General features: G+C 73.8%; 23 protein-coding genes. 10 read left to right on the top strand and 13 right to left on the bottom strand.

Annotation, left to right across the window (positions count from 1 at the left end):
- Window positions 1-8: 8 nt before the first annotated feature.
- Window positions 9-1,304: an FAD-binding oxidoreductase gene (locus ACU436_RS07285; protein WP_459022949.1), complete on the top strand. Its 1,296-nt coding sequence runs from the start codon at window positions 9-11 to the stop codon at window positions 1,302-1,304.
- Window positions 1,305-1,380: 76 nt separating this feature from the next.
- On the opposite strand, the gene ACU436_RS07280 is transcribed toward ACU436_RS07285, so the two are convergent.
- From ACU436_RS07280 to ACU436_RS07250, 7 genes are all read right to left on the bottom strand, one after another.
- Window positions 1,381-2,619: a molybdenum cofactor synthesis domain-containing protein gene (locus tag ACU436_RS07280; RefSeq protein WP_459022947.1), complete on the bottom strand. Its 1,239-nt coding sequence runs from the start codon at window positions 2,617-2,619 to the stop codon at window positions 1,381-1,383.
- 70 nt (window positions 2,620-2,689) lie between these two features.
- Complete coding sequence (fdhF, locus tag ACU436_RS07275) at window positions 2,690-5,605, bottom strand: formate dehydrogenase subunit alpha (protein WP_459022946.1); 2,916 nt, start codon at window positions 5,603-5,605, stop codon at window positions 2,690-2,692.
- Window positions 5,606-5,664: 59 nt separating this feature from the next.
- On the bottom strand, window positions 5,665-7,188 hold the full coding sequence (locus ACU436_RS07270; RefSeq protein WP_459022944.1) for a DUF4153 domain-containing protein: 1,524 nt from the start codon (window positions 7,186-7,188) through the stop codon (window positions 5,665-5,667).
- On the bottom strand, window positions 7,185-8,219 hold the full coding sequence (locus ACU436_RS07265) for a HAMP domain-containing sensor histidine kinase (RefSeq protein ID WP_459022942.1): 1,035 nt from the start codon (window positions 8,217-8,219) through the stop codon (window positions 7,185-7,187). The genes ACU436_RS07270 and ACU436_RS07265 overlap by 4 nt, the downstream gene beginning before the upstream one ends.
- Window positions 8,216-8,902, bottom strand: coding sequence for a response regulator transcription factor (locus ACU436_RS07260; protein WP_459022940.1), 687 nt, complete (start codon window positions 8,900-8,902; stop codon window positions 8,216-8,218). The genes ACU436_RS07265 and ACU436_RS07260 overlap by 4 nt, the downstream gene beginning before the upstream one ends.
- Window positions 8,903-9,094: 192 nt before the next feature.
- A complete protein-coding gene (locus ACU436_RS07255; RefSeq protein WP_459022938.1) occupies window positions 9,095-9,268 on the bottom strand; it encodes a hypothetical protein in 174 nt (57 codons plus the stop codon).
- 19 nt (window positions 9,269-9,287) lie between these two features.
- The gene (locus tag ACU436_RS07250) at window positions 9,288-10,055 is read right to left on the bottom strand and encodes a GAF domain-containing protein (protein ID WP_459022936.1); all 768 of its coding nucleotides are present in this window, start codon (window positions 10,053-10,055) and stop codon (window positions 9,288-9,290) included.
- Between the two features lie 324 nt (window positions 10,056-10,379).
- Here ACU436_RS07250 and ACU436_RS07245 point away from each other — a divergent pair, with 324 nt between their 5' ends.
- Together ACU436_RS07245 and ACU436_RS07240 are read left to right on the top strand one after the other, a co-directional pair.
- The gene (locus ACU436_RS07245; RefSeq protein ID WP_459022934.1) at window positions 10,380-10,697 is read left to right on the top strand and encodes a DUF485 domain-containing protein; all 318 of its coding nucleotides are present in this window, start codon (window positions 10,380-10,382) and stop codon (window positions 10,695-10,697) included.
- Complete coding sequence (locus ACU436_RS07240; RefSeq protein WP_459022932.1) at window positions 10,697-12,370, top strand: solute symporter family protein; 1,674 nt, start codon at window positions 10,697-10,699, stop codon at window positions 12,368-12,370. Before ACU436_RS07245 ends, ACU436_RS07240 begins: the two co-directional genes overlap by 1 nt.
- A 5-nt stretch (window positions 12,371-12,375) precedes the next feature.
- Here the strand turns inward: ACU436_RS07240 and hppD are convergent, their stop codons facing one another.
- Window positions 12,376-13,569 carry a 4-hydroxyphenylpyruvate dioxygenase gene (gene hppD, locus ACU436_RS07235; RefSeq protein ID WP_459022930.1) on the bottom strand — a complete coding sequence of 398 codons (1,194 nt, stop codon included), beginning with the start codon at window positions 13,567-13,569 and terminating at the stop codon, window positions 12,376-12,378.
- A 109-nt stretch (window positions 13,570-13,678) separates the two neighbouring features.
- Between hppD and ACU436_RS07230 the strand changes: the two genes are divergently transcribed.
- On the top strand, window positions 13,679-14,191 hold the full coding sequence (locus ACU436_RS07230; RefSeq protein WP_459022929.1) for an Lrp/AsnC family transcriptional regulator: 513 nt from the start codon (window positions 13,679-13,681) through the stop codon (window positions 14,189-14,191).
- On the opposite strand, the gene ACU436_RS07225 is transcribed toward ACU436_RS07230, so the two are convergent.
- The 3 genes from ACU436_RS07225 to ACU436_RS07215 all read right to left on the bottom strand — a co-directional run bounded on the left by ACU436_RS07225 (window position 14,160) and on the right by ACU436_RS07215 (window position 17,706).
- On the bottom strand, window positions 14,160-14,792 hold the full coding sequence (locus ACU436_RS07225) for a TIGR03086 family metal-binding protein (protein WP_459022928.1): 633 nt from the start codon (window positions 14,790-14,792) through the stop codon (window positions 14,160-14,162). The two genes, ACU436_RS07230 and ACU436_RS07225, sit on opposite strands and share 32 nt — an antisense overlap.
- Window positions 14,793-14,847: 55 nt before the next feature.
- Window positions 14,848-15,999, bottom strand: coding sequence for an ROK family transcriptional regulator (locus ACU436_RS07220; protein WP_459022926.1), 1,152 nt, complete (start codon window positions 15,997-15,999; stop codon window positions 14,848-14,850).
- 216 nt (window positions 16,000-16,215) lie between these two features.
- On the bottom strand, window positions 16,216-17,706 hold the full coding sequence (locus ACU436_RS07215; protein ID WP_459022925.1) for an alpha/beta hydrolase: 1,491 nt from the start codon (window positions 17,704-17,706) through the stop codon (window positions 16,216-16,218).
- Window positions 17,707-17,848: 142 nt separating this feature from the next.
- Here ACU436_RS07215 and ACU436_RS07210 point away from each other — a divergent pair, with 142 nt between their 5' ends.
- Together ACU436_RS07210 and ACU436_RS07205 are read left to right on the top strand one after the other, a co-directional pair.
- Complete coding sequence (locus ACU436_RS07210) at window positions 17,849-18,634, top strand: HAD-IA family hydrolase (RefSeq protein ID WP_459022923.1); 786 nt, start codon at window positions 17,849-17,851, stop codon at window positions 18,632-18,634.
- Complete coding sequence (locus ACU436_RS07205; protein WP_459022921.1) at window positions 18,625-19,746, top strand: epoxide hydrolase family protein; 1,122 nt, start codon at window positions 18,625-18,627, stop codon at window positions 19,744-19,746. The genes ACU436_RS07210 and ACU436_RS07205 overlap by 10 nt, the downstream gene beginning before the upstream one ends.
- A gap of 191 nt (window positions 19,747-19,937) precedes the next feature.
- Here ACU436_RS07205 and ACU436_RS07200 read toward each other — a convergent pair whose 3' ends face one another.
- Together ACU436_RS07200 and ACU436_RS07195 are read right to left on the bottom strand one after the other, a co-directional pair.
- Complete coding sequence (locus tag ACU436_RS07200) at window positions 19,938-20,756, bottom strand: class I SAM-dependent methyltransferase (RefSeq protein WP_459022919.1); 819 nt, start codon at window positions 20,754-20,756, stop codon at window positions 19,938-19,940.
- 17 nt (window positions 20,757-20,773) lie between these two features.
- Window positions 20,774-22,111 (bottom strand): NAD(P)/FAD-dependent oxidoreductase, encoded by a 1,338-nt coding sequence (locus ACU436_RS07195; protein ID WP_459022917.1) that lies wholly within the window; start codon window positions 22,109-22,111, stop codon window positions 20,774-20,776.
- A 109-nt stretch (window positions 22,112-22,220) separates the two neighbouring features.
- On the opposite strand from ACU436_RS07195, the gene ACU436_RS07190 reads away from it, so the two are divergent.
- From ACU436_RS07190 to ACU436_RS07175, 4 genes are read left to right on the top strand one after another with little or no spacing between them, the layout of a single operon-like run.
- Entirely contained in the window at window positions 22,221-23,048 is an 828-nt protein-coding gene (locus ACU436_RS07190; RefSeq protein WP_459022916.1) for a sugar phosphate isomerase/epimerase family protein, read from the top strand.
- Entirely contained in the window at window positions 23,045-24,166 is a 1,122-nt protein-coding gene (locus ACU436_RS07185) for a Gfo/Idh/MocA family protein (RefSeq protein WP_459022915.1), read from the top strand. The genes ACU436_RS07190 and ACU436_RS07185 overlap by 4 nt, the downstream gene beginning before the upstream one ends.
- 35 nt (window positions 24,167-24,201) lie before the next feature.
- Complete coding sequence (locus tag ACU436_RS07180) at window positions 24,202-24,753, top strand: TetR/AcrR family transcriptional regulator (RefSeq protein WP_459022913.1); 552 nt, start codon at window positions 24,202-24,204, stop codon at window positions 24,751-24,753.
- Window positions 24,750-25,184, top strand: a complete 435-nt coding sequence (locus tag ACU436_RS07175; protein ID WP_459022912.1) for an SRPBCC family protein — start codon at window positions 24,750-24,752, stop codon at window positions 25,182-25,184. The genes ACU436_RS07180 and ACU436_RS07175 overlap by 4 nt, the downstream gene beginning before the upstream one ends.
- Window positions 25,185-25,266: the final 82 nt, after the last annotated feature.

Raw genomic sequence — 25,266 nt, 5'->3', positions numbered from 1 at the left:
TCGCCGGCATGAACGCGATCGAGAACGTGAACGGGCCGGTGTTCCGGCCCGACGACGACGGGTTCCACGGGGAGCTCTCCGGTTACCAGGTGGCGCACCCGCACCGGCCGGACCTCGTCGTCGGCGCGACGAGCGCGGACGACGTCCGGGCGGCCGTCCGGTACGCCGCCGATCACGGGCTGCCGGTGGCGGTGGAGACCAGCGGCCACGGGCGCGGGGTGCCGCTCCCGGGCGGCGTGCTGATCACCACCCGGCGGATGGACGGCGTCCGCATCGACCCGGTGACCCGCGTGGCGCGGGTCGAGGCGGGCACCCGCTGGGCGCAGGTCGTCGAGGCGGCCGCCGAGCACGGGCTGGCCCCGCCCAGCGGTTCCTCGCCGGAGGCGGGCGTCGTGGGCTACACGCTCGGCGGCGGCATCGGCGTGCTCGCCCGGGAGCTGGGGTGGGCGAGCGACCGGGTCCGCAGCATCGACCTCGTCACTGCCACCGGTCCGCGGCACGTCACGGCCGAGTCGGACCCGGAGCTCTTCCGGGCGCTGCGCGGGGCCGGGCACGGCCTCGGCGTCGTCACGGGGATGGAGATCGAGCTCGCGCCGGTCGGCCGCATCTACGGCGGCGCGCTGTCCGTCGCGGGCGAGCACGTGCCGGCCCTGCTCGCCGCGTACCGCGAGTGGACGGCCGGCCTGCCCGACGGGCTCACGTCGTCGATCGGGGCGCTGCCCTACCCCGACCTGCCGATGGTGCCCGAGCACCTGCGGGGGCGCTACATCGCGCAGGTCCGGATCGCCTGGACCGGTTCGGCGGCGGAGGGGGAGCGGCTGGTCGCACCCCTGCGCGCAGCCGTGCCGACCACCGGCACGCTGGGCGAGCTGCCGTACACCCGGGCCGCGGCGATCTTCAACGAGCCGGCCGACCCGCACCCCTACACCGGTACGAACGCCATGCTGCGCGCGCTCGACCCCGCCGTGCTGGACGCCGCGCTCGGCATCACCGGGCCCGGCGCGCCGGTCATGTGCGTGCTGAGCCTGCGCCACCTGGGCGGGGCGCTGGCCCGCCCGCCCGCCGTGCCGGACGCGGTGGCGCACCGCGACGCCCCCTACCTGCTGCAGGTCCTCTCGCTGGTGGACGGCACCGACGTGCCCGGCCGCCTGCACCGGGAGCTGATGGACGCGGTCGCGCCGTGGACGGCGGGAACCACCCCGAACTTCCGCTTCGGCGAGCGGGCGGCGAACGACTGGCCGATCGAGGTGGCGGGCCGGGCGGAGCTGATGTCGGACCTGGACCCGAAAGGTGTGTTCTGGTGAAGCGGGCGCCGGGGAGCGAACGGCACATTCGCTCGCACCGGCCGAGCGAGCCAGGGTGCCGCTCGCTCGGTGGCGCCTACCCGTACAGGGTCACCTTCACCTCGCGGCCCGCTTCCAGGCCCGTTGCCGGTTCGTTCACCACCACGTAGCCGTCGGCGCGGGTGAGCACCGACAGGAGCGCCGAGGGGCCGAAGATCGGTTCGGCCTCGCCGTCCCGCAGAGCGACCTGCACCACGTCCAGCCGGCCCGCCGCCGACGGGAGGTCGCGGGCGAGGCGGGCGCGCGTGGACGGTTCCGGGGGCGGGGTGGCGCAACCGGCCAGCCGCCACACCAGCGGCACCCCGACCAGCCGGAACACCACCAGCGCCGACAGCGGGTTGCCGGGCAGGCCGACCACGGGCACGCCGGAACACTCGGCGAGCAGCGTCGGCTTGCCGGGCTTGATGGCGAGGCCGTGGCACCAGACATCGCCGAGGGCGGCCACGGCGCCCGCCGTCTCGTCGCGGGCGCCGACCGACGAGCCCGCGGAGACGACCACCAGGTCGGCCCCCGGGAGGACCTCGCGCAGGCGGGCCTCCAACGCGCCCGGATCGTCGGAGACGATCCCGGCGACCACCGGGTCACCACCCGCGTCCCGGACGAGCCCGGCCAGCGCGGAGGCCGTGGCGTCGCGCACCTGGCCGGGGAGCAGCGCCGGGGTGTCCGGCGGCACGACCTCGTCGCCGGTTGAGACGATCACCACGCGCGGCCGGGCGTGCGCCGGCACCGTGGTGACGCCCGCCGCCGCGAGCAGCCCGAGGTCGGGGGCACGCAGCGGCCGCCCGCCACGTACGAGCGCATCGCCCGCCGCGACGTCCTCGTCGGCGCGCACGATCCCGCCGCCCGGTGCGACCGGCCGGGTGACCTCGATCGTCCCGGGCATCGTCTCGGCGGTGTGCTCGACCATCACCACGGCGTCGGCGCCGTCGGGCAGCACGCCGCCGGTCGGCATCCCGACCGCCCCACCCGGCCGTACGGCCACCGTCGGAGCCGCGCCCATCCGCACGGCGCCCAGCAGGTCGAGGTAGGAGGGCAGGGCCTCGGACGCGCCGTACGTGTCGGCGGCGCGCACCGCGTAGCCGTCGACGGTGGAGCGGGCGAACCCGGGCAGCGACGCCGCGGCCGGCACGGCGCCGGCGGGTACCCGGTGCAGGGCGTCGGCGAGCGGCACGTCCTCCACCGGGGTGCGCCGCGCGGGCCGGAACCCGGCGAGGGCCTCGGCGACCGTGCGGGTGGAGAAGAACTCCCTCCCGGCCGCCCGAGGCCCTTCCTTCACGGCGCCTCCTCGCTGGCGCTCGTCACCGCCGCGAAGATTCGCTGTGTCGATGGTGAGCTCGCAAGCTCGCTCACAGAGCCTCGACCTGTACCGCGCAGAACTTGAACTCCGGGATCTTGCCGACCGGATCGATCTCGTCGATGGTCAGCAGGTTGGCCGCCGCCTCCCGGAAGTGGAACGGGATGAAGACGTTGCCCAGCTGCTCGCGGTGGCTCACCCGCACCAGCAGCTCGATCGTGCCGCGCCGGGACCGCACCCGCGCCCGCTCCCCGTGCGCCAACCCGCGGTCGGCGGCGTCCTTGGGGTGCATGTAGACCTCGGCCACGGGTGAGATCGCGTCGAGCGCGAACGAGCGCCGCGTCATCGAGCCGGTGTGCCAGTGCTCGAGCAGCCGCCCCGTGTTGAGCACCATCGGGTAGCCGGCGTCGGGCAGCTCCCTGGGCGGCAGCCACTGGGCGGGCACGAGGTGGGCGAGCCCGTCGTCGGTGTTGAACCGGTCGTCGAACATGACGATCGTGCCGTCGGTGTGCTCCGGGTCGGCGTTCGGGTAGAGCTTGCCGGAGGAGCCCAGGTTGTCCCACCGCAGGTTCGCGTACGACGGCATCAGCTCGACCATCTCGTCGAACACCGTGCTCGGGTCCTCGTAGCGCCAGTCGAGCCCCACCCGCCGCGCGATGTCCTGCACGATCACCCAGTCCGGGCGGGCCTCGCCCGGTGGATCGAGAACCTTGCGCCCGAGCTGCACCCGGCGGTCGGTGTTGGTGTAGGTGCCGTCCTTCTCCAGGTACGAGGTGGCGGGCAGGATGACGTCGGCGAACTCGGCGGTCTCGGTGAAGAAGATGTCCTGCACCACGAGGAAGTCGAGCGCCGCGAGCGCCTTGCGCACCTTGTTGGTGTTGGGGTCGGACAGGAACGGGTTCTCGCCGAGCATGTACATGCCCCGCACGCCGCCCGGCTCCAGCGCCGACTTGACGATCTCGGTGACGGTCAGGCCGCGGTTGGGGTCGAGCCGCGTGCCCCAGGCCTGCTCGAACAGCTCACGCGTCGCGTCGGCGTCAACGCCCTGGTAGTCCGGGTAGAACATCGGGATCAAGCCCGCGTCCGAGGCGCCCTGCACGTTGTTCTGGCCGCGCAGCGGGTGCAGCCCGGTGCCCGGGCGGCCCACGTTGCCGGTGATCGAGCAGAGCGCGATCAGGCAGCGGGCGTTGTCCGTGCCCGTCGTGTGCTGGGAGATCCCCATCCCCCAGTAGACGACCGCGGCGCCCGCCTCGCCCCAGGTGCGGGCGACCTCACGGATGGTGTCCGCGTCGACGCCGGTGATCTGCGCGGCGCGCTCCGGCGGGTAGTCGGCCACCGTGCGGGCCAGCTCGTCGTAGTTCGACGTGCGGCCGGCGATGAACTCCCGGTCGATCAGCCCGAGCCGGATCACCTCGTGCATCAGCGCGTTGTAGAAGGCCACGTCGGTGCCCGGCTTGAGCTGCACGAAGATGTCGGCGTGCTCCGCCACCGTGGAGGCACGCGGGTCGACGTAGATCACCTTCGTGCCCCGGCGGCGGGCCTGCTTGAAGAACGAGCTCGCGACGGGGTGGTTCGCCGTCGGGTTGGAACCGGTGATGATCACGACGTCGGCGTTGGCGACGTCGCCGTAGGTCGTCGACACCGCTCCGGAGCCGACCCCCTCGAACAGGGCCGCCACCGACGACGCGTGGCACAGGCGCGTGCAGTGGTCGACGTTGTTGGTGCCGAAGCCGGTGCGGATCAGCTTCTGGAAGAGGTATGCCTCCTCGTTGGAGCACTTCGCCGACCCGAAGCCGGCGATCGCACCCGGCCCGCCCTCCGCGTGGACCTCCTTCAGGCGCCGGGCGACGAGGTCGAGCGCCTCGTCCCAGGTGGCCTCCCGGAAGTGCGGCATCACCTCGTCGTAGTCGACGAGGCCGCCCGGCTTGCGCCCGCGGTCCTTGCCCGGCCGGTTGTCCCGGCTCCCGCCGCCGCTGCGGTTGCCGCCCGATCCGGCGCGGCCCCGGTCGTTCTCGCTGTTGCGGTCACCGCGCACGTCCGCGGACAGCGGGCCCTTCGGGTACGAGGAGTCGATGCGGATCAGCGGCATCGTGAGCCGCTGCGGGGAGGCGGAGTAGTCCCAGCCGTAACGGCCCTTCACGCACAGCCTGCTCTGCGAACCCGGCTGGTCGCGGCCCTCGGCGAAGACGATCGCGCCGCGCTCGCGGTCGACGTTGTAGGTGAGCGCGCAGCCGACGCCGCAGTACGGGCACACCGAGTCGACCTGGTCCAGCTCCTCGCGGGGCCGGATCGGGATGCCACCGATGGACTTGTTCGTCAGCGCCCCGGTGGGGCAGGCCTGCACGCACTCGCCGCACGTCACGCACGAGCTCTTGCCCATGGGGTCGTTCAGGTCGAACGCGATCCGAGTGGAGTAGCCCTTGCCGGAGCGGCCGATCACGTCGTTGCCCTGCACGTCGTCGCACGCCCGCACGCAGCGGTCGCACAGGATGCACGCGTCGTGGTCCACCGCGATCACCGGGTTGGACAGGTCCGTGCCCCGCCCCGAACCGCGGGGCAGGCCGTCCGGCCCGACGACGTCGTACCCGTCAGCGAGTTCGAACAGCAGGTTGTCCCGCGTGGTGGTGTGCTTGCGGTCGTCCTCCGGGGCCGGCTGGTCCGCCATCAGCATCTCGGTCAGCACCGCTCGCGAACGCTCGACCTCCGGGGTGGAGGTCTGCACCTGCATCCCGTCCTCGCACGGCCGCACGCAGGCCGCGGCGTACACGCGGGAGCCCGTGTCGACCACGCACATCCGGCACACGCCGACCGGGTCGTACCGCTCGTTGTGGCACAACACCGGGATGTCCACGCCGACCTGCCGGGCCGCGTCGTAGATCGTGGTGCCCTCGGCGACGGTGACCTCTCGGCCGTCGATCGTGACGGCCACGGTGCGGACCGCGGTGGGTGGTTCCTGAACGGCGGTCATCGAGCTCCCCATTCGGCGGCGAACGTGGTGCCACCGAGCCTAGTTCACGTCACGGGGACTCAGCAGTGCATCTCGGCCAGCACCTCGCGCGCCGCCGTGCGGGACGCGTTCCAGCCCGTCCAGCCCTCCTCCGGTCCGGTCAGCCTCGCGGCGATGCGGGGAAGGACCTCGCAGCGCTGCTGCTCCGGCAGCCGGGCGAGGGCCGGCACCGCGTCGGCCGACAGCGTGCCCAGGTACCAGGTGTCGAGCTGACCGGTCGTCGCGTACCGGTCGACGTTGGAGGTCGCGACGAACTCGTCGGGGTCGAGGACCGCGAGCGCGAGCAGGGCCACCACTCCCGCGGCCGCCATCTCCCGGACCAGCGGCCTCGCCCGCAGGCGCAGCACCGCCCCCAGCACGAGCAGGAAGCAGGCGCCGAGCCACAGCTCGCAGGTCAGCACGACGAGCCGCAACGTCGTGAAGCCGTACGCCTCCTGGTAGAGCCACATGCGGCCCAGCGCCGAGGCGACGATCACCAGCGTGAGCGCGGCGAGCGTGGCCAGCAGGCCCCGTTTCCACGCGCGGTCGGCGCGGCTCGGGGTGGGTGCGTACCGGGAGGCGAGCAGCACGACGCCCAGCGCCAGCACGGTGACCGCGAGCAGCTGCCAGAACCCGCCGCGCGCGTACTCGGCGTAGGTGACGCCGGTGGTGCGCCGGACGTAGTCGTCCGAGCCGAAGAGCGTCGCGAACTGCACCCCGACGAACAGCCCGAAGAGCGCGACCAGCAGCCCGATCGGCAGGGCCCACTCGACGCGACGCAGCCGGGCCGGGCCGCTCGGGCGCGGTCCGGGTGGGGCCGGCGGAGCCACCAGCAGGAACCCGCAGCCGAGCACGGCGCAGGCGGCGAGCACGAACAGCACCGCCCGCGCGACGCCCGCGTCGTCGACGGTGGGCACGAGGTCGTCCAGCAGCCGGGCGAACGCCGGGTCGGCCGAGGCGAGCAGCGGCGCGAACACGGCCACCAGGCACAGCCCGACCGCAGCCGCCACCGTCGTGCGGGCGGCGTGCCCGCCGGCGCCCTGCCGCGCCGCCCAGAGCGCCCTCCCGACCCAGGGCAGCGCCCGCATCGCGGCCAGCGGAACGGCCATCGCGCTGAAGACGAGGCTGCGGAAGTGCCGCCCGGCCACCGCGATCGACGCCGCGCACGCGGCCGCGAGCAGGCAGAGCGCGATCAGCCACTCCGCGTCCCGGACGGCGCCGATCCCGACCAGGCCGACGGCGGCGAGCGCCCAGGCCCCGTCGACCGCGTACGCGCGCCGTGCGTGCGGGGTGGGGTCGAGGCGGTGCGCCTGCCGGGCGACCGCCGCCACGACGACCGCGCTCACGACCGCGGCGACGAACCAGCCGAGCCCCGGCCGCTCCAGTGGCAGCACGATCGCCGTGGTGAGTCCCGCCGCCGCGGCCGCCCCGAGCAGCAGCCGCGTGGGCGGTGTGGCCGGGGCGCGCCAGAGGGGGAAGACCTCGACGGGCGATCCCGCTGCCACCGGCCCGGGTGCCGCCACCGGCTCGACCGGCTCCGCCGCTGCCGGCGGCGCCTCGTTCACGACCGCCCCGGCAGGGTCACGCGGATGCGGCAGCCCGGGTGCCCGTTCGTCCCCGGCCCGTCGACGACGGCGATCCGCCCGCCGTGCAGGTCCACCACCCACCGGGCGATCGAGAGCCCGAGACCGGTGCCCCCGCCCACGGCCCGCTCACCGCGCGTGAAGCGGTGGAACACCCGGTCCCGTTCCTCGGGGGCGATCCCCGGCCCCTCGTCCCGCACCTCGAGCACGAGATCCCCTCCCTCTCGACGTCCGACGACGTGGACGTCCGTTCCCGGCGGCGCGTGCCGCGCCGCGTTGTCGAGCAGGTTGAGCACCACCTGGTGCAGCCGGTTGGGGTCGGCGCGCACCGAGAGCCCCGGCGGCGCGACGTCGAGCCGGAAGCCGACGTCCCGCCCGGCCACGTCGGCCGCCACCCGCGCCTCGGCCACCGCCCGGTCCAGCATCGGCACGAGCTGCACGAGCTCCGGCTGCAACGTGAGCGCGCCGGCGTCGATGCGGGACAGGTCCAGCAGCTCGCGGACGAGCGCGCCGAGCCGCTCGGTCTGGGCGAGCGCGGTGCGCAGGGTGGCCGGGTCGGGCTCGGCGACGCCGTCGGCGACGTTCTCGAGCACGGCCTGCAACGCGGCGATCGGCGTCCGCAGCTCGTGCGACACGTTGGCGATGAGCTCGCGGCGCTGCTGGTCGGCGGCGGCGAGGTCGCCCGCCATCTGGTTGAAGGCCGTGGCGAGTGTGCCGACCTCGTCCCGCGAGGTGGCCCGCACCCGGCGGGTGTAGTCCCCCCGCGCCATCGCGATCGCGGCCGCCGTCATGTCGCGCAGCGGCCGGGTCATGCCGTGGGCGAGCAGCTGCGCGGTGAGCAGCACGATCGCGAGCGCCACGAGCGTGGTCGCCAGCGGCGGGAGCCACCGGTACTCCAGCCACAGGTACACCGCGCCGGCCGCCCCGGACCCCAGCAGCAGGACACTGATCTTGAGCTTGATCGAGCGCAGCGGGTCGAGCGGCCGCGGGAGCAGGTCCGCGAGCGGCCTCATCGGGGGATGTCCAGGGCGTAGCCCACCCCGTGCACGGTGCGGATGAGGTCGGCGCCCAGCTTGCGGCGCAGCGCCTTGACATGGCTGTCGACGGTGCGGGTGCCGGTGGCGTCGGCCCAGCCCCACACGCTCGCGAGCAGCGCCTCCCGCGGGTGCACGGTGCGTGGCTGCTTGGCCAGGTGCACGAGCAGGTCGAACTCGGTTGGCGTGAGGTGGGCGGCCGCGCCGCCGCGCAGCACGCGCCGCTCAGCGGGGTCGATCTCCAGGTCGCCGAGCACGATCCGCCCCGTCACCCGGTGCGCGGCCGCCGCGCGCTCGACCCGGCGGAACAGCACCCCGACCCTGGCGGCCAGCTCCCGGATCGAGAACGGCTTCGTCAGGTAGTCGTCCGCGCCGACGGCGAGACCCACCAGCAGGTCGGTCTCGGTGTCGCGGGCCGTCAGCATGAGCACCGGGACGGACCGGTGCGCCTGGATGCGGCGGCACACCTCCAGCCCGTCGAAGCCGGGGAGCATGACGTCCAGCACCACGAGGTCCGGCTCGTCCGCCTCGAACCGGGCCATCGCGGACGGGCCGTCGTGCGCCACCCCGACCGCGTACCCCTCGGCCCGCAGGCGCGCGGCGATCGACCCGGCGATCGTCGGCTCGTCGTCGACCACCAGCACCCGCCGCCCCCCGGTCATGGCGCCGAATCTAGGCCGCGGCTGTGGAGGGGAGCTGGTCGCGATGTGGAGAAAGTGTGGAGGTCTCGCTTGCGACGTCGTTCACCCGGTCACACACCAACTTCGGTGCCGGCACATGAACTGCAGTTGGTGTGTGAGCGCCACGGTTCGTGTGTGACGCGACAGCTGGGGGTGTGAGCCGTCGGCCCCGGCTCAGGGGCGGCCGGGGGAGGGCTCGCCGTGCTCGTCGAGGCGGGCGGCCAGCAGGCGCTTGGCCTGCTCGTGGGCCTGGCGGCGGGCGTCGGCGAAATAGGTGGCCGGGTCGCTCAGCAGCCGGGCCAGCCGGGCGCGCTGGACGTCGTCGCCGTTCTTCCGGGATTTCGCCACGACCCAAGGATAGCCGGGTTCAGGTGCCCAGGGCGACCGCCAAGAGGCGGGCGAGCACCCGTACGGCTGCGACGTCGTCCTCGGTGAGGTCGCCGACCTCGAGCCCGTCGACGGTGAGGATCCCGAACTGGCGGGCCTCCGTGGCCACCGGCACCACGATGAAGGTGCGGTACTTGTGCGGGCCCGGGTCCCAGCCGGGCGGGAAAGCGGTCTCGGTGTCGGCGCAGAACAGGTCCTCGCGCCGGGCGAGCAGGCCCAGCGCGAAGTCACCGAGATCCGTGCCCTCCACGAACGTGGTGCGCGGCTCCTCCGCGCGCCCGTGGAACGCCGACGGCACGAGCCGGACCGGCTTCTCGTCCTCACGGACGAAGAAGCAGGAGCGCAGGCGGTCGGCACCGAGGACCTCGGCGGCCGCCGACAGCACCACCGCCATGGCCTGGCCCTGCAGCTCGCCCGCCTCCCGCCCGAACGACCAGCGCCTGCGGTCGGTGATGCGACCGATGAGGTAGGTGAGGGGCTCGAGCGCGTCGTTCAACACCAGCTGGATGCGCGCCGACGCGTCCTCGGCGATCTGCTCGGCGCTGTCGGCGCGCACACGCGCGTTGTGCTCGGCCCGCAGCGGGATGCCGACGGCGAGCGCGGTGAGCACGGCGCCCACCGCCGCCGCGAGCGTGAACGACCAGCCGTCGAGGTCGTTGACGACGGCGCCGAGCACCCAGGCCGCGGTGGCCGCGGTGACCGCGACCGGGCGCGCCGCGGCCCGGACGAGCTCCCTGGTTCCCCCCATCGCGGGGGAGCGTAGCCGCGGGGTCCGTCACGCCGGGGCATCGGCCTGTCGCTCGGGAGTGCGGCGAGAAGTCGGCCCGAAGGAATGAAGATCGCAGGCACCGGCCCTATTCGGTTACTCCGGGTGGCCGTTCCTGCGTTGCTGCGTGATGACGCTCACCGCGTCCCACGTACTTTCACCCGGTCGGGTCGGCCCCATCGAGAACGGCGCTCCCCATCGTGCCCGAAATTCGATCTTGCAGGTCAGGGCTGCGGAACCGGTTGGTCCCGCGGTCGTTGCACCGGGCTGGCAGACACCTCGAAAGTTGATTTGGGACGGTGCCGGGTGAGAGACGAGCAGACGCTCCATGAGCGGGTTCAGGCGAGCCCCGAGTTCGCCGAGCTGCGGTCGCGACTGCGGCGGTTCGTGTTCCCGATGAGCGCGGCCTTCATGCTCTGGTACCTGGGCTACGTCCTGGTCGCCTCCTACGCGCCCCGCCTCATGGCGATCCCGCTCTTGGGCTACATCAACGTGGGGATCGTCGTCGGCCTGTTGCAGTTCGTGACGACCTTCGTGATCACCGGGCTCTACGTGCGCTACGCCGGCGCCCGGCTCGACCCCGTCGCGGAGTCCATCCGCACCCGCATGGAGGGGCAGCACTGATGTCCGAGAACCTCGGCAGCCCGGTCCTCAACATCTCCGTGTTCGCGGCGTTCGTCCTCGTGACGCTGGTCGTGGTGTTCCGCGTGAGCCGCAGCAACCGGACCGCGTCGGACTACTACGCGGCCGGCCGGTCGTTCACCGGTCCGCAGAACGGCATCGCCATCGCGGGTGACTACCTGTCGGCGGCCTCGTTCCTCGGTATCGCGGGTGCGATCGCGGTGAACGGGTACGACGGGTTCCTCTACTCGATCGGGTTCCTCGTCGCGTGGCTGGTGGCGTTGCTCCTGGTCGCGGAGCTGCTGCGCAACACCGGCAAGTTCACGATGGGCGACGTGCTGAGCTTCCGGATGCGGCAGCGTCCGGTGCGGGCGGCGGCCGCCACCTCCACGCTCGTGGTGTCGCTGTTCTACCTGCTGGCCCAGATGGCCGGTGCGGGTGCGCTGATCGCCCTGCTGTTGCAGATCCCGAACAGCAACACGTTCGGCCAGGGCGTCGTGATCGCGGTCGTCGGGCTGTTGATGATCACCTATGTGCTGGTGGGGGGCATGAAGGGCACCACGTGGGTGCAGATCATCAAGGCCGGGCTGCTGCTGGTGGGCGCCGCCACCCTGGTGACGTGGGTGCTCGGGCGGCACGCGTTCGACTTCTCCGAGCTGCTGGGCGAGGCGGTGGAGGCGAACCCGTCGATGACGACGTCCACGGGCGCGGTCAAGGAGCTCGGGGAGAAGCTGCTCATCCCCGGCCTGCAGTACGGTGCGTCCGACCTCGCCAAGATCGACTTCCTGTCGCTGGCCCTCGCGCTGGTGCTCGGCACGGCCGGCCTGCCGCACATCCTGATGCGCTTCTACACCGTGCCCAACGCCAAGGAGGCGCGGCGCTCGGTGGTGTGGGCGATCTGGCTGATCGGCATCTTCTACCTGTTCTCGCTCGTGCTCGGCTACGGCGCGGCCGCACTCGTGCCCGGCGGCGCGCAGCGGATCGCCACCGCTCCCGGCGGTACCAACTCCGCGGCCCCGCTGCTGGCCTACCAGCTCGGCGGGGAGCTCCTGCTCGGGATCATCTCGGCGATCGCGTTCGCCACGATCCTCGCCGTGGTGGCCGGCCTGACGATCACGGCGTCGGCGTCGTTCGCCCACGACGTCTACGCGAACGTCATCAAGCGGGGCAACGCGTCGCCGGACGCCGAGGTGCGGGTCGCGCGCCGCACCGCGGTGCTCGTCGGCGTCGTGGCGGTGCTGGCGGGCATCGTCGCCCGCAACCAGAACGTGGCGTTCCTGGTGGCGCTCGCGTTCGCGGTGGCGGCGTCGGCGAACCTGCCGACGATCCTCTACTCGCTGTTCTGGAAGCGGTTCAACACCATGGGCGCGCTGTGCAGCATCTACGGCGGCCTCGGCATCAGCGTGGGGCTGATCGTGCTCTCACCCGCGGTGTCCGGCCGCCCGACGGCGATGGTCCCGAGCCTCGACATCGCCGTCTTCCCGCTCGCCAACCCCGGCCTGGTGTCCATCCCGGCGTCGTTCCTGCTCGGGGTGATCGGCACCTTCCTCGGCCGCAAGGACGATGGGGCCGACGCCCGGCAGGCCGAGATGGAGGTCCGGGCGCTGACCGGCGCGGGCTCGGAGAAGGCGACGGCGACCCCGAAGACGACGCAGCTACCCAAAATCATGGTCTGAACCGCCTAGAAGTTCCCCCGCCTCGCCTGCTCGCGCTCGATCGCCTCGAACAACGCCTGGAAGTTGCCCTTGCCGAAGCCCAGGGAGCCGTGGCGCTCGATCAGCTCGAAGAACACCGTCGGGCGGTCGCCGACCGGCTTGGTGAAGATCTGCAGCAGGTAGCCGTCCTCGTCGCGGTCGACGAGGATGCCGCGGGCCCGCAGCTCCTCGATCGGCACCCGGACCTCCCCGATCCGCGCCCGCAGGGTGGGGTCGGTGTAGTACGAGTCGGGTGTCGGGAGGAACTCGACGCCGGCGGCGCGCAGCGCGTCGACGGTGCGCAGGATGTCGTTCGTGGCGAGCGCGAGGTGCTGGGCGCCGGCGCCGCCGTAGAACTCCAGGTACTCGTCGATCTGCGAGCGCTTCTTGCCGATCGCGGGCTCGTTCAGCGGGAACTTGACGCGGTGGTTGCCGCTCGCCACCACCTTGCTCATCAGGGCCGAGTACTCCGTGGCGATGTCGTCCCCGATGAACTCCGCCATGTTCGTGAAGCCCATGACCCGGTGGTAGAAGCCCACCCACTCGTCCATCCGGCCCAGCTCCACGTTCCCGACGACGTGGTCGAGCGCCTGGAAGAGCCGCTTCCGCGCGGGCCGCGCGGAGGTGCGTGCCGCGTATCCGGGCAGGTAGGGGCCGGTGTAGCCGGAGCGGTCCACGAGCGTGTGCCGGGTCTCGCCGTAGGTGGCGATCGCGGCGAGCCGGACGGTGCCGTGCTCGTCGGTGACGTCGTGCGGCTCCTCCAGCACCGTGGCGCCCTCGGCGCGGGCGTGGCGGATACAGCGGTCGACGTCCGGCACCTCGAGCGCGATGTCGACGATCCCGTCGCCGTGGCGCCGGTGGTGGTCGAGCACCGGGCTGGCCGGGTCCACCCCGCCCTTCAGCACGAAGCGGATCGCGCCCGAGCGCAGGACGTACGCGTGGTGGTCGCGGTTGCCCGTCTCCGGGCCGGAGTACGCGACGAGCTCCATGCCGAAGGCGAGCTGGTAGAAGGCGGCGGCCTGGGTGGCGTTGCCGACGGCCCACACGACGGCGTCCCAGCCGGTGACCGGGAAGGGGTCGCCCCCGGCGTCGTACTCGACGAGCCCGACGAGCTGCCGCAGCTGGTCGAGGTCCAGCTCGGCCAGGCGCTCCTGGTTGGTGAGGGTCTGCTCGATGGCCATGGCACAGGACAGCTCACGTCGTAACTGCTACGCAACTCCCGGCATCGGATCTGGTCGTCCTGAACGGATTGTGCGCTTGATAGCCGGACCAGCTGTACAGTCCGCCCACATGGAGTTGGACGCGCTGGACGTCGACCTGTTGCGGGCGTTGCGGGCGAGCCCGCGGGCCGGGGTGCTGGAGCTCTCGCGCACGCTGGGGGTCGCGCGGGGCACCGTGCAGGCGCGGCTCGACCGGCTGGAGCACGAGGGTGTGGTCACCGGCTACGGCCCCGACGTCGATCTGGCCGCGGCCGGATACCCCGTGCAGGCCTTCGCGACGCTGGAGATCGCGCAGGGTCAGCTGGCGGACGTCGCCGCGGAGCTCGCGGGCCTGCCCGCCGTGCTGGAGGCCTACGCCACCACCGGCTCGTCCGATGTCCTCTGCCGGCTGGGCGCGTCGTCCCACCAGGATCTGCAGGACACCCTGCTCGCACTGGGGCGCAGCCCCACCATCGCCCGCTCGACCAGCGTGGTGGTGCTCTCGGTGGTGGTCGAACCCCGTGTCCTGCCGCTGCTGGAGGCGCGACCGCGCACGGGTCCCAGCCGCGCGCCTAGATACGGACGTGCCCCGGCCGGTGCGTGATGGTCCTGCCCATTCGGTGCAGCAGCCGGTCCTGCCGCGACGCGCCGGAACCGGGCTCGCCCTGCGGTGCGGCGAAGAAGCGGTGGGTGGAGTCGAGCGACACGGGTGTCTCCGCGAGGCCGGCGTAGATCTCGTCGAGGTGGTCGTCGATCCACCGGACCAGCCCGGCGTCGAGGGTGTCCTCGGCGCCGATCGCGCGGGCGAGGTCCCAGGTGTGGATCGTGCTGTCCGTGGTCCGCACGGCCAGCGCCTGCCGCCCGGTCACCCGGCCGAGGGGGTAGTCGACGGTGCGCCGCACGGCGCCCGGCGCCGCGAAGGCCGCCGCGCACTCCCGGACGGATCGCGCGTAGGCCGCGACCGGATCCGCGCCCAGCGCGTCGGCATCCCGGAGCCGCAGGAACTCCGCGCTCGTGGCGCCGCCGATGAGCCGGACGTAGTTGAGGTTCCCCCGGGCCATGTGGTTGACCAGGTCACGCACGTTCCACTCGCTGCACGGGGTGGGCAGGGTCCACTGGTCGGCCCGCACCCGCCGCAGCCGCTGCTCGAACTCCGCGCTGGTCAGGACGTACCGATCGATGAGCTCGTCGAAGCGGGCGGTCATGGCACCCGAGCCTGCACACCGGCGACGGCCGGGGCTGGCGGCAATCGGACGTGGCCTACGCGCCTCGCAGCCGCGCCCACGTCGAGAGCGACTCCTCGGTGAGCACCGCGTCCAGGGCCGTGGCGGCTGCCCCGTGCAGCGCCGCGCCGTCCCCCAGCGCCGCGGCGCGCAGCGGGGGAGGAGCCGCCCGGCGGAACGTCATCAGCCCGCCGGTGAACGCCTCGGTGAACGCGCCCGCCCCGGCGGCCCGCAGCGGCTGCGCGAGCCCGCCCAGTGTCACGACCTGCGGGTCGAGGGCGTTGACGAGGCCGGCGATGCCGCCGCCGAGGCTCGCCGCCGCGCGTCCGACGGCGGCCCGGGCGGTGGGGTCGGTCCGGTCCAGCACGGCCTTGGCGTAGGTACGCGGATCGGGCGGTGGCGGCTCGCCCAGGTGGCGGGCGAGCGCGCGCCCGTCGACGGTGAGGTCCCAGCAGCCGAGTGCGCCGCACGGGCAGCGCAGCGTCCGGTCGCCGAACGGCAGGTGGCCGATCTCGCCGCCGGCGCCGGTGGCCCCGCGCACCGACCGGCCGTCCACCACGAGCGTGCCGCCGACCCCCACCTCCACCGTGACGTGCAGCGCGGTGCCGGCACCCGCCGCCGCGCCGCCGCGGGCTTCGGCGACCCCGGCGAGGGTCGCGTCGTTGTCGATCCGGAGCGGGACGCCGGGCAGGCCGAGCGGGGTGAGGTCGACCGGGCCCCAGCCCAGAGTGGACGCCTGCACGACGCGCCCGTCCTGCACGGTGGCGGCGACCGCGACGCCGACCGCGCGGACCCGGTCCCGCAGCCCGGCGTGCGCACGCCGGATCGCCTCCCGGACGGCGGCAACGGCCCGCTCGGGCTCGCGAATGGCGTGCGGGGCGCCGTCCACGACGGTCGGGTGGCCGTCGAGGCCGGCCACCGCGCAGCGCCAGTCCTCGTGGCGCAGGTCGACGGCGATGACGACGGGGCCGTCGGGGTGCGGGGCGAGGATCGTGGTGGGCCGGCCGCGTCCCTCCACGGCCGCCGGGGTCTCGGTCAGCAGCGCGAGCTCGCGCAGCCGGGCCGTGATGTCCGTGGCGGAGCCGCTGGACAACCCGAGCCGCTGCGCCACCGCCGCTCGCGTGGTGCCCGGGGAGCGGCGCATCTCGGTGAGCACGGTGAGTGCTCCGTGCCAGCGTGGGCTCGCCATCGGGCCTTCCTCGCGGATTATGCCTGCTTGCCGAGTTTAGGGCGTGTCCGGCGGATCATGATCGCGGTCTTCGGGCCCAGATCGCCCCTGGCTGCGTTGTCGGCACGACCGGGTACACCAGGTACGACGGCTCGCGCCTCCGCCTTGCCAGGGACGATCCGGATCCCGAAGCCCACCGACCCTGATCCACCAGACACGCCCTGATGCCGCTCGCGATCAGGCGGCCGGGCAGAAGACATCCTCGTCCGGGCGGTCGCCGGTCAGGAGGAAGCCGGTCACCAGGCCGTCGCCGCAGGCGTTGCCGGTCTTGACGTAGGAGCCGTGGCCGGTGGCGTCGACGGTCACCATCCGCGCCCGGTCCCCGAGCGCGTCGCGCATCGCGAGCGCGCCGGAGTGCGGCGTCGCCGGATCGCGCAGGTTCTGTACCAGCAGCACGTTCTCCGGGCCGTCGTCGCCGATCCGCACCGGTTCCTCGGCCGACCGCCGATCCCAGAACGCGCAGAGCGTCACGTTCACCGGCATGCCGGCGGTCAGCGGGTGGCGCTGGCGGCTCTCGGCGACGGCCCGCTGGTACGCGGCGATGTCGGTGGGCCAGGCGACGTCGTTGCAGATCGTCGCCGCGACCGCGGCCGCCGAGTTCTGCATCACCTCGTCCGGCGGGGTCCTCGCCGGGGGCAGCGCGGCGCCGGGCCGGCCGTCGGCGACATCCCGCGCGGTGCGGATCAGCCCCGCCACCGTCGGGTAGCGGTCGGGTGCGTACAGACCGTCCAGCAGGGCCTGGCGCAAGACGTTGCCGCTCAGCTCCGGCGGCTTGGCGCCCGGCCACGGCAGCGGGTCCCGGTCCAGGCGCTCGGCGAGGTCGAGGAACCGCTTCCGCACCGCCTCCGGGATGTCGGCCAGGCGCTCCGGGTTGCCCGGGTCGGCCGCCCACCGCGCGAAGGCCGGGAACGCGTCCTCGACGCCGACCGCGTAGTTCGCCAGCCAGCCGCGGGCCACCCGCTGCGGGTCGGGATCGTCGACGCTGTCGAGCAGGACCCGGTCGGTGCGCCCGGGGAACAGCTGGGCGTAGACGGCGCCGGCGTACGTGCCGTACGAGACGCCCCACAGCGACACCTGGTCCTTCCCCAGCGCCGCCCTGATCAGGTCGATGTCGCGGGCCTCGTTCGCCGTGCTGATCTCGGCCAGCAGCGGGCCGCCGTGCTCCGCGCACGCGTCGGCGGTGCGCTCGGCGAAGGCGGCGTTCTCCGCGATGTCGCCGTTCGCCGCAGGCCATGAGCGCAGCTTCACCAGGGACAGGTCCTCCGTCGCCAGCCCACAGCTCACCGGCGCGGAGCGGGCGACCCCGCGCGGGTCGAAACCGACGATGTCGTACGCGTCGAGGATCTCCTGCGGGAGGCGGGAGGCGGCGTCGGACGGGTCGTCCAGGCCGGGTTCGCCGGGTCCGCCGGGCACGAGCACGAGCGTGCCGTGGCGTGCCGCCGGGTTCGCGGCCGGGATCCGGGAGACGGCGAGCCCGATGTGCTCGCCGGTGGGGATGTCGTGATCGAGCGGCACGTCGAGGGTTGCGCACCGCTGGCGCGGGTCGGCGTTCCCCCCGGGGCACGGACCCCAGGCGAGCGCGGTGGGCTCGGCGGTGGCCGGCGCGGCGCAGGCGGCCGAAGCGGCGAGGAGGACGGTGACGGCGGCGGCCACGGCGAGCGTCTTCATGGCGAGGAGCCTGCCGAGGTGGTGATCGGCGGCCCACCGTGCTGACCTCCGACCCGGGGTGGGGCACGCCCCACCCCGGGTCGGGCCGCGGGTTCGTCGCCGGGCAGATTATGTTCGGATACCGAGTTTAATCGGAGGTCCCATGGAGATGACGTCGGTGCGCGCGGTCCTGCTCGACATGGACGGCACCCTGGTCGACTCGGACGCGGCCGTGGAGCGGGCGTGGAGCACCTGGTCGGCCGAGCACGGTCTCGACCCGGCATCCGTGATCGCCATCGCGCACGGCAGCCCGCCCGGGCCCACCGTGCGCCGCCTGCTCCCCGAGCTCGACGACGGGGCCGTCGCGGCGTCCGCGCAGCGCCAGATGGACCTGCAGTACGACGACGTCGCGGACGTCGTCGCCGCGCCGGGCGCGCCCGAACTGCTCGCCGCGCTGGACCGGCTGGGGTTGCCCTGGGCCGTCGTGACCAGCGCGGACGTGCGGCTGGCCAAGGCGCGACTGGGTGCGGCGGGGATCGAACCGCCGCTGCTAGCGCTCCCCGCCGGAGGTGCGCCAAGGGTCTCGGCGGCCCAGCTCCACGCTGGACGCACCGGCGAACAGCCCGAGCACAACCCGGAACGAGGACTGCCCGCCGGCACGCCCAGCGAGAAGCTGGATCCACCGATACCCCCGACGTACCCCCGGCGGGAAGCGCTGGTGACGGTCGAGGACGTCCGGCGCGGCAAGCCCGACCCGGAGGGGTTCCGGATCGCGGCCGCCCGGCTCGGCGTCGATCCCGCGGCGTGCCTGGTGGTGGAGGACAGCGAGCCCGGCCTCGCGTCCGGCCGGGCCGCCGGCATGCGCACGGCCGCACTCCGCGGGCTGGACGGCGACCTGCGCATCGCCGACCTCGCGCAGCTCGCGCGCCTCCTGGACCCGTGCGCGTGACCCCGTTCCGCGTCGCGGTGCCCGACGCCGACCTGACCGACCTGCGCGACCGGCTGCGGCGCACCCGATGGCCCGAGCGCGAGACCGTCGACGGCTGGGAGCAGGGCGTGCCGATCGCGCACCTGCAGGAGCTGTGCGCGTACTGGGCCGACGGCTACGACTGGCGCGCCACCGAGGCGCGGCTGAATGCGCTGCCACAGTTCCGCACCGAGCTCGACGGCCTCGGCATCCACTTCCTGCACGTCCGCTCGCCGCACCCGGACGCCCTGCCTCTCGTGCTCACGCACGGCTGGCCCGGCTCCGTCGTCGAGTTCCTCGATGTCATCGCGCTGCTGACCGAGCCGCCGGACCCGTTCCACATCGTGTGCCCCTCGCTGCCCGGATACGGCTGGAGCGACCGGCCGGCCCGCCGCGGCTGGACCGTGCAGCGCATCGCCGCGGCGTGGGCGCAGCTCATGGCCCGGCTCGGCTACGACCGCTACGGCGCCGCCGGCAGCGACTGGGGCACGTCGGTCAGCACCTGGATCGGCAAGCTCGACCCGGCCCACGTCGCGGGCATCCACCTCGTCCCACCCCTCGCGGCCCCGGACCCGGCCACGTTCGACGACCTCACCGCGGCCGAGCGGGCCGCCCTCGACGACCTCGCCCGGGGCCGGGCGGACGGCGACGGCTACTCGATGCAGCAGTCCACCCGCCCGCAGACGATCGGGTACGGCCTCGTCGACTCACCGGCCCTGCTCGCCGCGTGGATCGTCGAGAAGTTCCACGCCTGGACCGACCCGGCGAGCACGATCACCCGCGACCGGATGCTGGACAACCTGATGCTCTACTGGCTGCCAGGCACCGGCGCATCGGCCGCGCGGCTGTACTGGGAGAGCTTCCGGGAGGTGCAGCGCACGTTCGCCGGCGAGACCACCGACGAGGTGCGCGTCCCCGTCGGCTGCTCGGTGTTCCCGCACGAGAACCCCCGCCCGTCCCGGCGCTGGGCGGCCCGCCGCTTCCCCGACATCCGCTACTGGAACGAGCCCGAGCGCGGCGGCCACTTCGCGGCCTTCGAGCAGCCGGAGCTCTTCGCGGCGGAGCTGCGGGCCTTCTTCCGCCTGGTGCGCTGAGCCCCGAGGCCGGTCGCACACCAACTGTGGGGCCGGCACCCGAACTGCAGTTGGTGTGGGAGCGCTGATGTTGGTGTGCGAGGGGGTGGGCCGCGGCTTGGGGGCGGTCGCACACCAACTGTGTAGCCGGCACACGAACTGCAGTTGGTGTGGGAGCACCACAGTTGGTGTGTGGCTGATCGGGGTGGCCGTCAGAAGCGGTAGCGCAGGATCCGCCCCACGTCCCGGAGCTTGGGCAGCCGTGCGAGCACCCGCATCTGGACGCGGCCGGCGCGGGGGAGCAGGTCCAGGCCGGGCATGTCGACGCTGCGCAGGGCGTCGAGGAGCACCAGGCCGTCGTGCCAGGCCTCGAGCTCGCGGGGGTCGTCGATGCCCCAGTGCAGGGTGGCGCCGGAGTTGCGGACGGCGGTGACGAGCTTCTGCATCCGGATGCCGATGGTGCCGTAGCAGTCGAAGAGCAGCTGGCCGCTCGGGAACCGGCCGGTGATCCGCTCGATCAGCCGGCGCCCGTCCTCCTCGTGCAGGTACATCGTGAGGCCCTCGAACACGGCGACGGTGGGACGGTCGGCGGGCACCGCCTGGAGCCAGCCGTCGTCGGTGGCAGAGGCGCCGACGAGGCGGTAGTCGCCCGCAGGGGGCGGCAGCAGGCGCTCCCGGAGCGCGACGACCTCCGGGTGGTCGAGGTCGATCCAGCGGACGGACGGGCCCGTCGCCAGCCGTTGGGCGCGGGTGTCCAACCCGCACGCCAGGTGCAGGACGGTGGCCTCGGGGTGGGCGTCGAGGAACTCGCGCGTCCAGGTGTCGAGCTGCCGGCCGCGCAGCGCGACCCCCGCCGCGGTGGTGGCGGTCATCCCGGTGCGGCGGAAGTCGTAGTCGATCCGCTCGACGACGCGGGCCGCCGTCTCGTCGTGCAGGACGGAGCGGGGTGCGCGGCTGTCGAGCGCCCGCCCGTACAGGGTGGCGAGCAGTGTCTCCGGCGCTCCGGTCAGCGTGACCTTCTCCCGCTCCACGGGCGGAAGCTACCCGATCACCGCCTCGCCGCCGGTCCCTTCGGTCCTCCCACCTCGGGTGAAGCCGTCTCGAGCGGCACGTCGGACCCGCGGACGAGCCCGAGCTGCACGGTCTGGCGGGGGAGCACCGCGTCGAGGAGCCAGTCGGCTGCGGTGCGGGTGCGGTTGGTCGGCATCGACAACAGGTGGTAGCCGCGGGTGACGGCCTTGGCCACGACGCCGGAGAGCGGCACGTGCAGCGGGTTGGCGGCGGCGTCGTGCCCGCCGAGCTCGACGACGAAGCCGAGGTCGTGGTGGCGGTAGCCGCGGGGCGACCCGAACCCGAGGGACGCGGCGACGTTGCGCGCGGCGAGCTTGCCCTGCCGGGTGGCGTGCTGCGCGGTCATCGCCGTGACCTCCCCGGGACGCGTCACGTCCGGCACCGCGGCCGCGTCGCCGCAGGCGAACACGTCGGGGTGATCGGGAACCGCGAGCTGGGTGTCGACGGCGAGCCGGCCCTTCTCCGTGGGCAGCCCGACGCCCTCCACGAGCGGGTCGGGCCGCACCCCGACGCACCACACCAGGGTCCGGGTGGGCACCTTCTCCCCGGTCGTGAGGCACACATGCTCGCGGGTGGCCTCCTGCACCGACTGCCCGGTGCGCACCTCGACCCCGCGCTCGCGCAGCACGTGGTCCGCGGTGTGCGAGAGCCGCGGGTCCAGCTCGGGCAGGACGCGTTCGGCGAGGTCGAGCAGCAGCCAGCGCACCGGCTGGTCGTGCAGCGCGGCGTGCTGGCGCACCAGCGCGTCGGTGAACAGCGGGCCCTGGGCGGCGACCTCCGTGCCGGTGTAGCCGGCGCCCACCACGACGAACGTGCAGCGCGCCTCGCGTTCCGCGGGGTCGGTGGCGGAGGCGGCCAGCTCGATCTGCCGGGTGATGTGGTCGCGCAGGTAGAGGGCCTCCGGGATGCCGCGGAAGCCGTGGGCGTGGTCGGCCACGCCGGGTATCGGGAGCAGCTTGTTGACGCTGCCGGCGGCGAGGACGAGCCGGTCGTAGCGCAGCTCGCCCCGACCGCCCTCGGGGTCGGCCCAGCCGACCGTGCGGGCGTCGAGGTCGATGGCGTCGACCTCCCCGAGCGCGACCCGCACGCCGGGCAACGTCGCCGCGAGCGGCACCGTGATCCGTCGCGGGTCGATCACGGCGGCCGCGACCTCGGGCAGGAGCGGCAGGTAGAGGAAGTAGTCCGTGGGGTTGATCAACACGATCTCGGCCGCGTGGCCGATCCGTTTCGCGAGCCCGCGCGCCGCCGTGTGCCCGGCGAACCCGCCTCCGACGATCACGACCCGCGGCCGGGCTTCCGCATCCGTCGACGTCATGGCCCCCGCCTACCCGGGCCCTTGGATCGGCAATCGCCGCGCCGAGCCCCTACTACGCTCGGTTGCCGGGCGCCCCGATCGGACGGCGCCCAGACGGGAGCGTAACAGCATGTGGACCCTCTCCGGCTTCGCCGACGAGATCTCCCCCGATCTCGACGAGCAGTGCCGGGTCCTCACCGACCTCGGGATCCGCCACATCGAGTTCCGCAGCGCGTGGGACACCAACGTCCTGGATCTCGACGACGACCGGCTGGAGAAGGTGCGCGCCACGCTGGAGCGCGCCGGCATCGGTACCTCCTCGGTCGGTTCGCCGATCGGCAAGATCGGGGTGCTCGACGACTTCGAGGCCCACCTGGTGCGGATGCGTCGCGCCCTGCACGTGGCCCGGGCGCTGCAGGCGCCCTACATCCGGCTCTTCTCCTTCTTCATCCCCAAGGGCGACGACCCGGCGGCGCACCGCGACGAGGTGTTGCGCCGGATGGCCGCGCTGGCCGCGGAGGCCGCGGGGCACGACGTCGTGCTGCTGCACGAGAACGAGAAGGAGATCTACGGCGACACCCCGCAGCGCTGCCTCGACATCGTGGAGTCCGTCGGCTCGCCGGCGCTGCGGCTCGCCTGGGACCCGGCCAACTTCGTGCAGGTCGGCGTCACCCCGTTCACCGACGGTTACGAGGCGCTCCGCCCGCACCTGGAGTACCTGCAGGTGAAGGACGCGTTGCTGGCGGACGGCACGGTCGTGCCGGCCGGGGCCGGGGACGGCGAGGTGGAGGCCACGGTGCGCGCGCTCCAGGCCGACGGCTACGACGGGTTCTGCTCGATGGAGCCGCACCTGGCCACCGCGGGTGCGCTCGGCGGGTTCTCCGGCGAGCACCACTTCCGCCGGGCGACCACGGCGTTCACGCGGATCCTCGACGCGGTGGGGGTGGAGTACCGGTGACGCTGCGGTTCGCGGTGGTCGGCTGCGGGGTGATCGGCGCGCTGCACGCCGAGGTGCTCGCCGCCGACCCGGACACGGCGGTCAGCGTGCTCGTGGACAGCGATGCGGCGGTCGCCGGAGCGCTCGCCCGGCGTCTCGACCCGGCGCCGGCCGTCACGACGTCCCTGGACGAGGCGCTGGCCCGCGAGGACGTCGACGCGGTGGCGATCTGCGTACCCAGTGGGGCCCACGCGCAGATCGCGGTTGCGGCGCTGGAGACCGGCCGGCACGTGGTGGTGGAGAAGCCGGTGGACGTCACGATCGAGGCGGCCGCCCCGATCGCGGCGGCTGCCGCGGCGGCGCCGGAGGGCACCGTGGTCACGGTGATCAGCCAGCACCGTTTCGACCCGGCGAGCGTGGCGGTGCGCGAGGCGATCGGTGCGGGCCGCTTCGGCTGCATCACGTCGGCGGTGGCGACGGTGTCGTGGTGGCGCAGCCAGGACTACTACGACTCCGGTGCCTGGCGTGGCACCTGGGAGCTCGACGGCGGCGGCGCGCTCATGAACCAGGGCGTGCACACCGTCGACCTGCTGGTGTGGTTCCTCGGCACACCGGTCGAGGTCACGGCGCTCGCCGGGCTGCTCGCGCACGAGCGCGTCGAGGTGGAGGACACGGTCGCCGCGGTCGTCCGGTTCGAGTCGGGCGCGCTGGCCACCCTGCACGCCACCACGGCCGCCTACCCGGGCCTCTCCGTCCGGCTGCAGGTGCTGGGCGACGCCGGCTCCGCCGTGATCGACGACGACCGGCTCCGGTACTTCCACAGCAAGGAGCTGGCGGGGGCCGAGGCGGGCGGGGACGCGGGGGTCGGTGCCGACCAGGGTGACCGCTCGGACCAGACCGCGCGCGTCCTGCCGGCCGGCGAGGACTCCGACCCGGCCCACGGTCCGATGTTCACGGGGCACGCCCGGCAGTACCGCGACATCGTCGAGGCGATCCGCACCGGCCGCCGCCCCGGCGTCACGCTGGACGACGCGCTGCTCGCGCTGGCCACCGTGCAAGCGGTGTACGAGTCGGCCCGCACTGGCGCCCCGGTGCGGGTGGCGGACGTGCTCGCCGCGGTGCAGGTGCCTGTGCGCTGACGAGGCGCCATGTACCAAGTGGTACAGTCCCTCGTGTGGAGGGGGACGCGAAGGCGGCGCTGCTGGCGTCGGTGATCGCCCACCTCGCCGAGCACGGCCTCGGCGGCGCCACCCTGCGCGGCATCGCGTCGGCGATCGGCACCAGCCATCGGATGCTGATCTACCACTTCGGGTCCCGCGACGGGCTGCTGCTCGCGATCGTCCGCACCGTCGAGGAGCAGCAGCGCGACGCGATGGCCGAGCTGGCCGCGGACCCGGGCGCGTCGACGGCCGACCTGGCCCGCCGGATGTGGGAGCGCGTGGCCGATCCGCGGCTGCACCCGCACGAGCGGCTCTTCTTCGAGCTGTACGGCCGCGCGCTGCAGGGCGACCCGGGTGCCGCGCCGATGCTGGAGTGGGTCGTGCCGGCCTGGATCGACCAGCTCAGCGGTCTGCTCGTCGATCGCGGGCTGCCGTCCGACGAGGCCCGCACCACCGTCCGGCTCGGCCTCGCGACCGTCCGCGGGCTCCTGCTCGACCTACTGGCCACCGGTGACCGCGCGGCCACCGACGCGGCTCACGAGCTGTACATCAGGAGGCTGACATGAGGATGAAGCGCATCGCCGCCGAGACCACCACGGAGGCAGGGCCCGACGCGGTCTGGTCGCTGCTCTCCGACCGGTCGACGTGGCCGAACTGGTCGCCGCTCGGCTCGCATTCCGGCGTGCGGCCCGGCCGGGACGGCACGCCGGACGGGCTCGGCGGCATCGCGCAGTTCAACACCGGGCGGCACTGCGTGCAGGAGGAGATCGTGGAGCGGGAGCCTGCCCGTCGCCTGAGCTACGCGCTGCTCTCCGGCCTGCCGCTGCGCGACTACCGGGCCGTCGTGGATCTGACACCGGCCGGGACGGGCACGCGCATCCGGTGGAGCGCCACCTTCTTCCCCGGGCGCCCCGGCACGGGCTGGCTCTACGGCCTCGTGCTGACCCGGACCTTCCGCGGGATGGTCACGGGACTCGCCGCCGCGGCGCCGCGCTGACGTTCGGCCCGCGCTGCGCGGCGGGTCGTGGGTGCGCGGGCCACGGCTCCTGCCAAACTTCACAGCGAACTGGGAGGAGCCC

The organism is Pseudonocardia wallangbongensis (assembly GCF_054486945.1).
This window is presented reverse-complemented; position numbering and strand designations above follow the sequence as displayed.

Excerpts from the sequence above, each read along its gene's own strand:
- ACU436_RS07285 (WP_459022949.1), top strand. The coding sequence starts at position 9 with ATGAACGCGATCGAGAACGTGAACGGGCCGGTGTTCCGGCCCGACGAC.
- fdhF (WP_459022946.1), bottom strand. The coding sequence starts at position 5,605 with ATGACCGCCGTTCAGGAACCACCCACCGCGGTCCGCACCGTGGCCGTC.
- ACU436_RS07265 (WP_459022942.1), bottom strand. The coding sequence starts at position 8,219 with ATGAGGCCGCTCGCGGACCTGCTCCCGCGGCCGCTCGACCCGCTGCGC.
- ACU436_RS07260 (WP_459022940.1), bottom strand. The coding sequence starts at position 8,902 with ATGACCGGGGGGCGGCGGGTGCTGGTGGTCGACGACGAGCCGACGATC.
- ACU436_RS07250 (WP_459022936.1), bottom strand. The coding sequence starts at position 10,055 with ATGGGGGGAACCAGGGAGCTCGTCCGGGCCGCGGCGCGCCCGGTCGCG.
- ACU436_RS07240 (WP_459022932.1), top strand. The coding sequence starts at position 10,697 with ATGTCCGAGAACCTCGGCAGCCCGGTCCTCAACATCTCCGTGTTCGCG.
- hppD (WP_459022930.1), bottom strand. The coding sequence starts at position 13,569 with ATGGCCATCGAGCAGACCCTCACCAACCAGGAGCGCCTGGCCGAGCTG.
- ACU436_RS07230 (WP_459022929.1), top strand. The coding sequence starts at position 13,679 with ATGGAGTTGGACGCGCTGGACGTCGACCTGTTGCGGGCGTTGCGGGCG.
- ACU436_RS07225 (WP_459022928.1), bottom strand. The coding sequence starts at position 14,792 with ATGACCGCCCGCTTCGACGAGCTCATCGATCGGTACGTCCTGACCAGC.
- ACU436_RS07220 (WP_459022926.1), bottom strand. The coding sequence starts at position 15,999 with ATGGCGAGCCCACGCTGGCACGGAGCACTCACCGTGCTCACCGAGATG.
- ACU436_RS07215 (WP_459022925.1), bottom strand. The coding sequence starts at position 17,706 with ATGAAGACGCTCGCCGTGGCCGCCGCCGTCACCGTCCTCCTCGCCGCT.
- ACU436_RS07210 (WP_459022923.1), top strand. The coding sequence starts at position 17,849 with ATGGAGATGACGTCGGTGCGCGCGGTCCTGCTCGACATGGACGGCACC.
- ACU436_RS07195 (WP_459022917.1), bottom strand. The coding sequence starts at position 22,111 with ATGACGTCGACGGATGCGGAAGCCCGGCCGCGGGTCGTGATCGTCGGA.
- ACU436_RS07190 (WP_459022916.1), top strand. The coding sequence starts at position 22,221 with ATGTGGACCCTCTCCGGCTTCGCCGACGAGATCTCCCCCGATCTCGAC.
- ACU436_RS07175 (WP_459022912.1), top strand. The coding sequence starts at position 24,750 with ATGAGGATGAAGCGCATCGCCGCCGAGACCACCACGGAGGCAGGGCCC.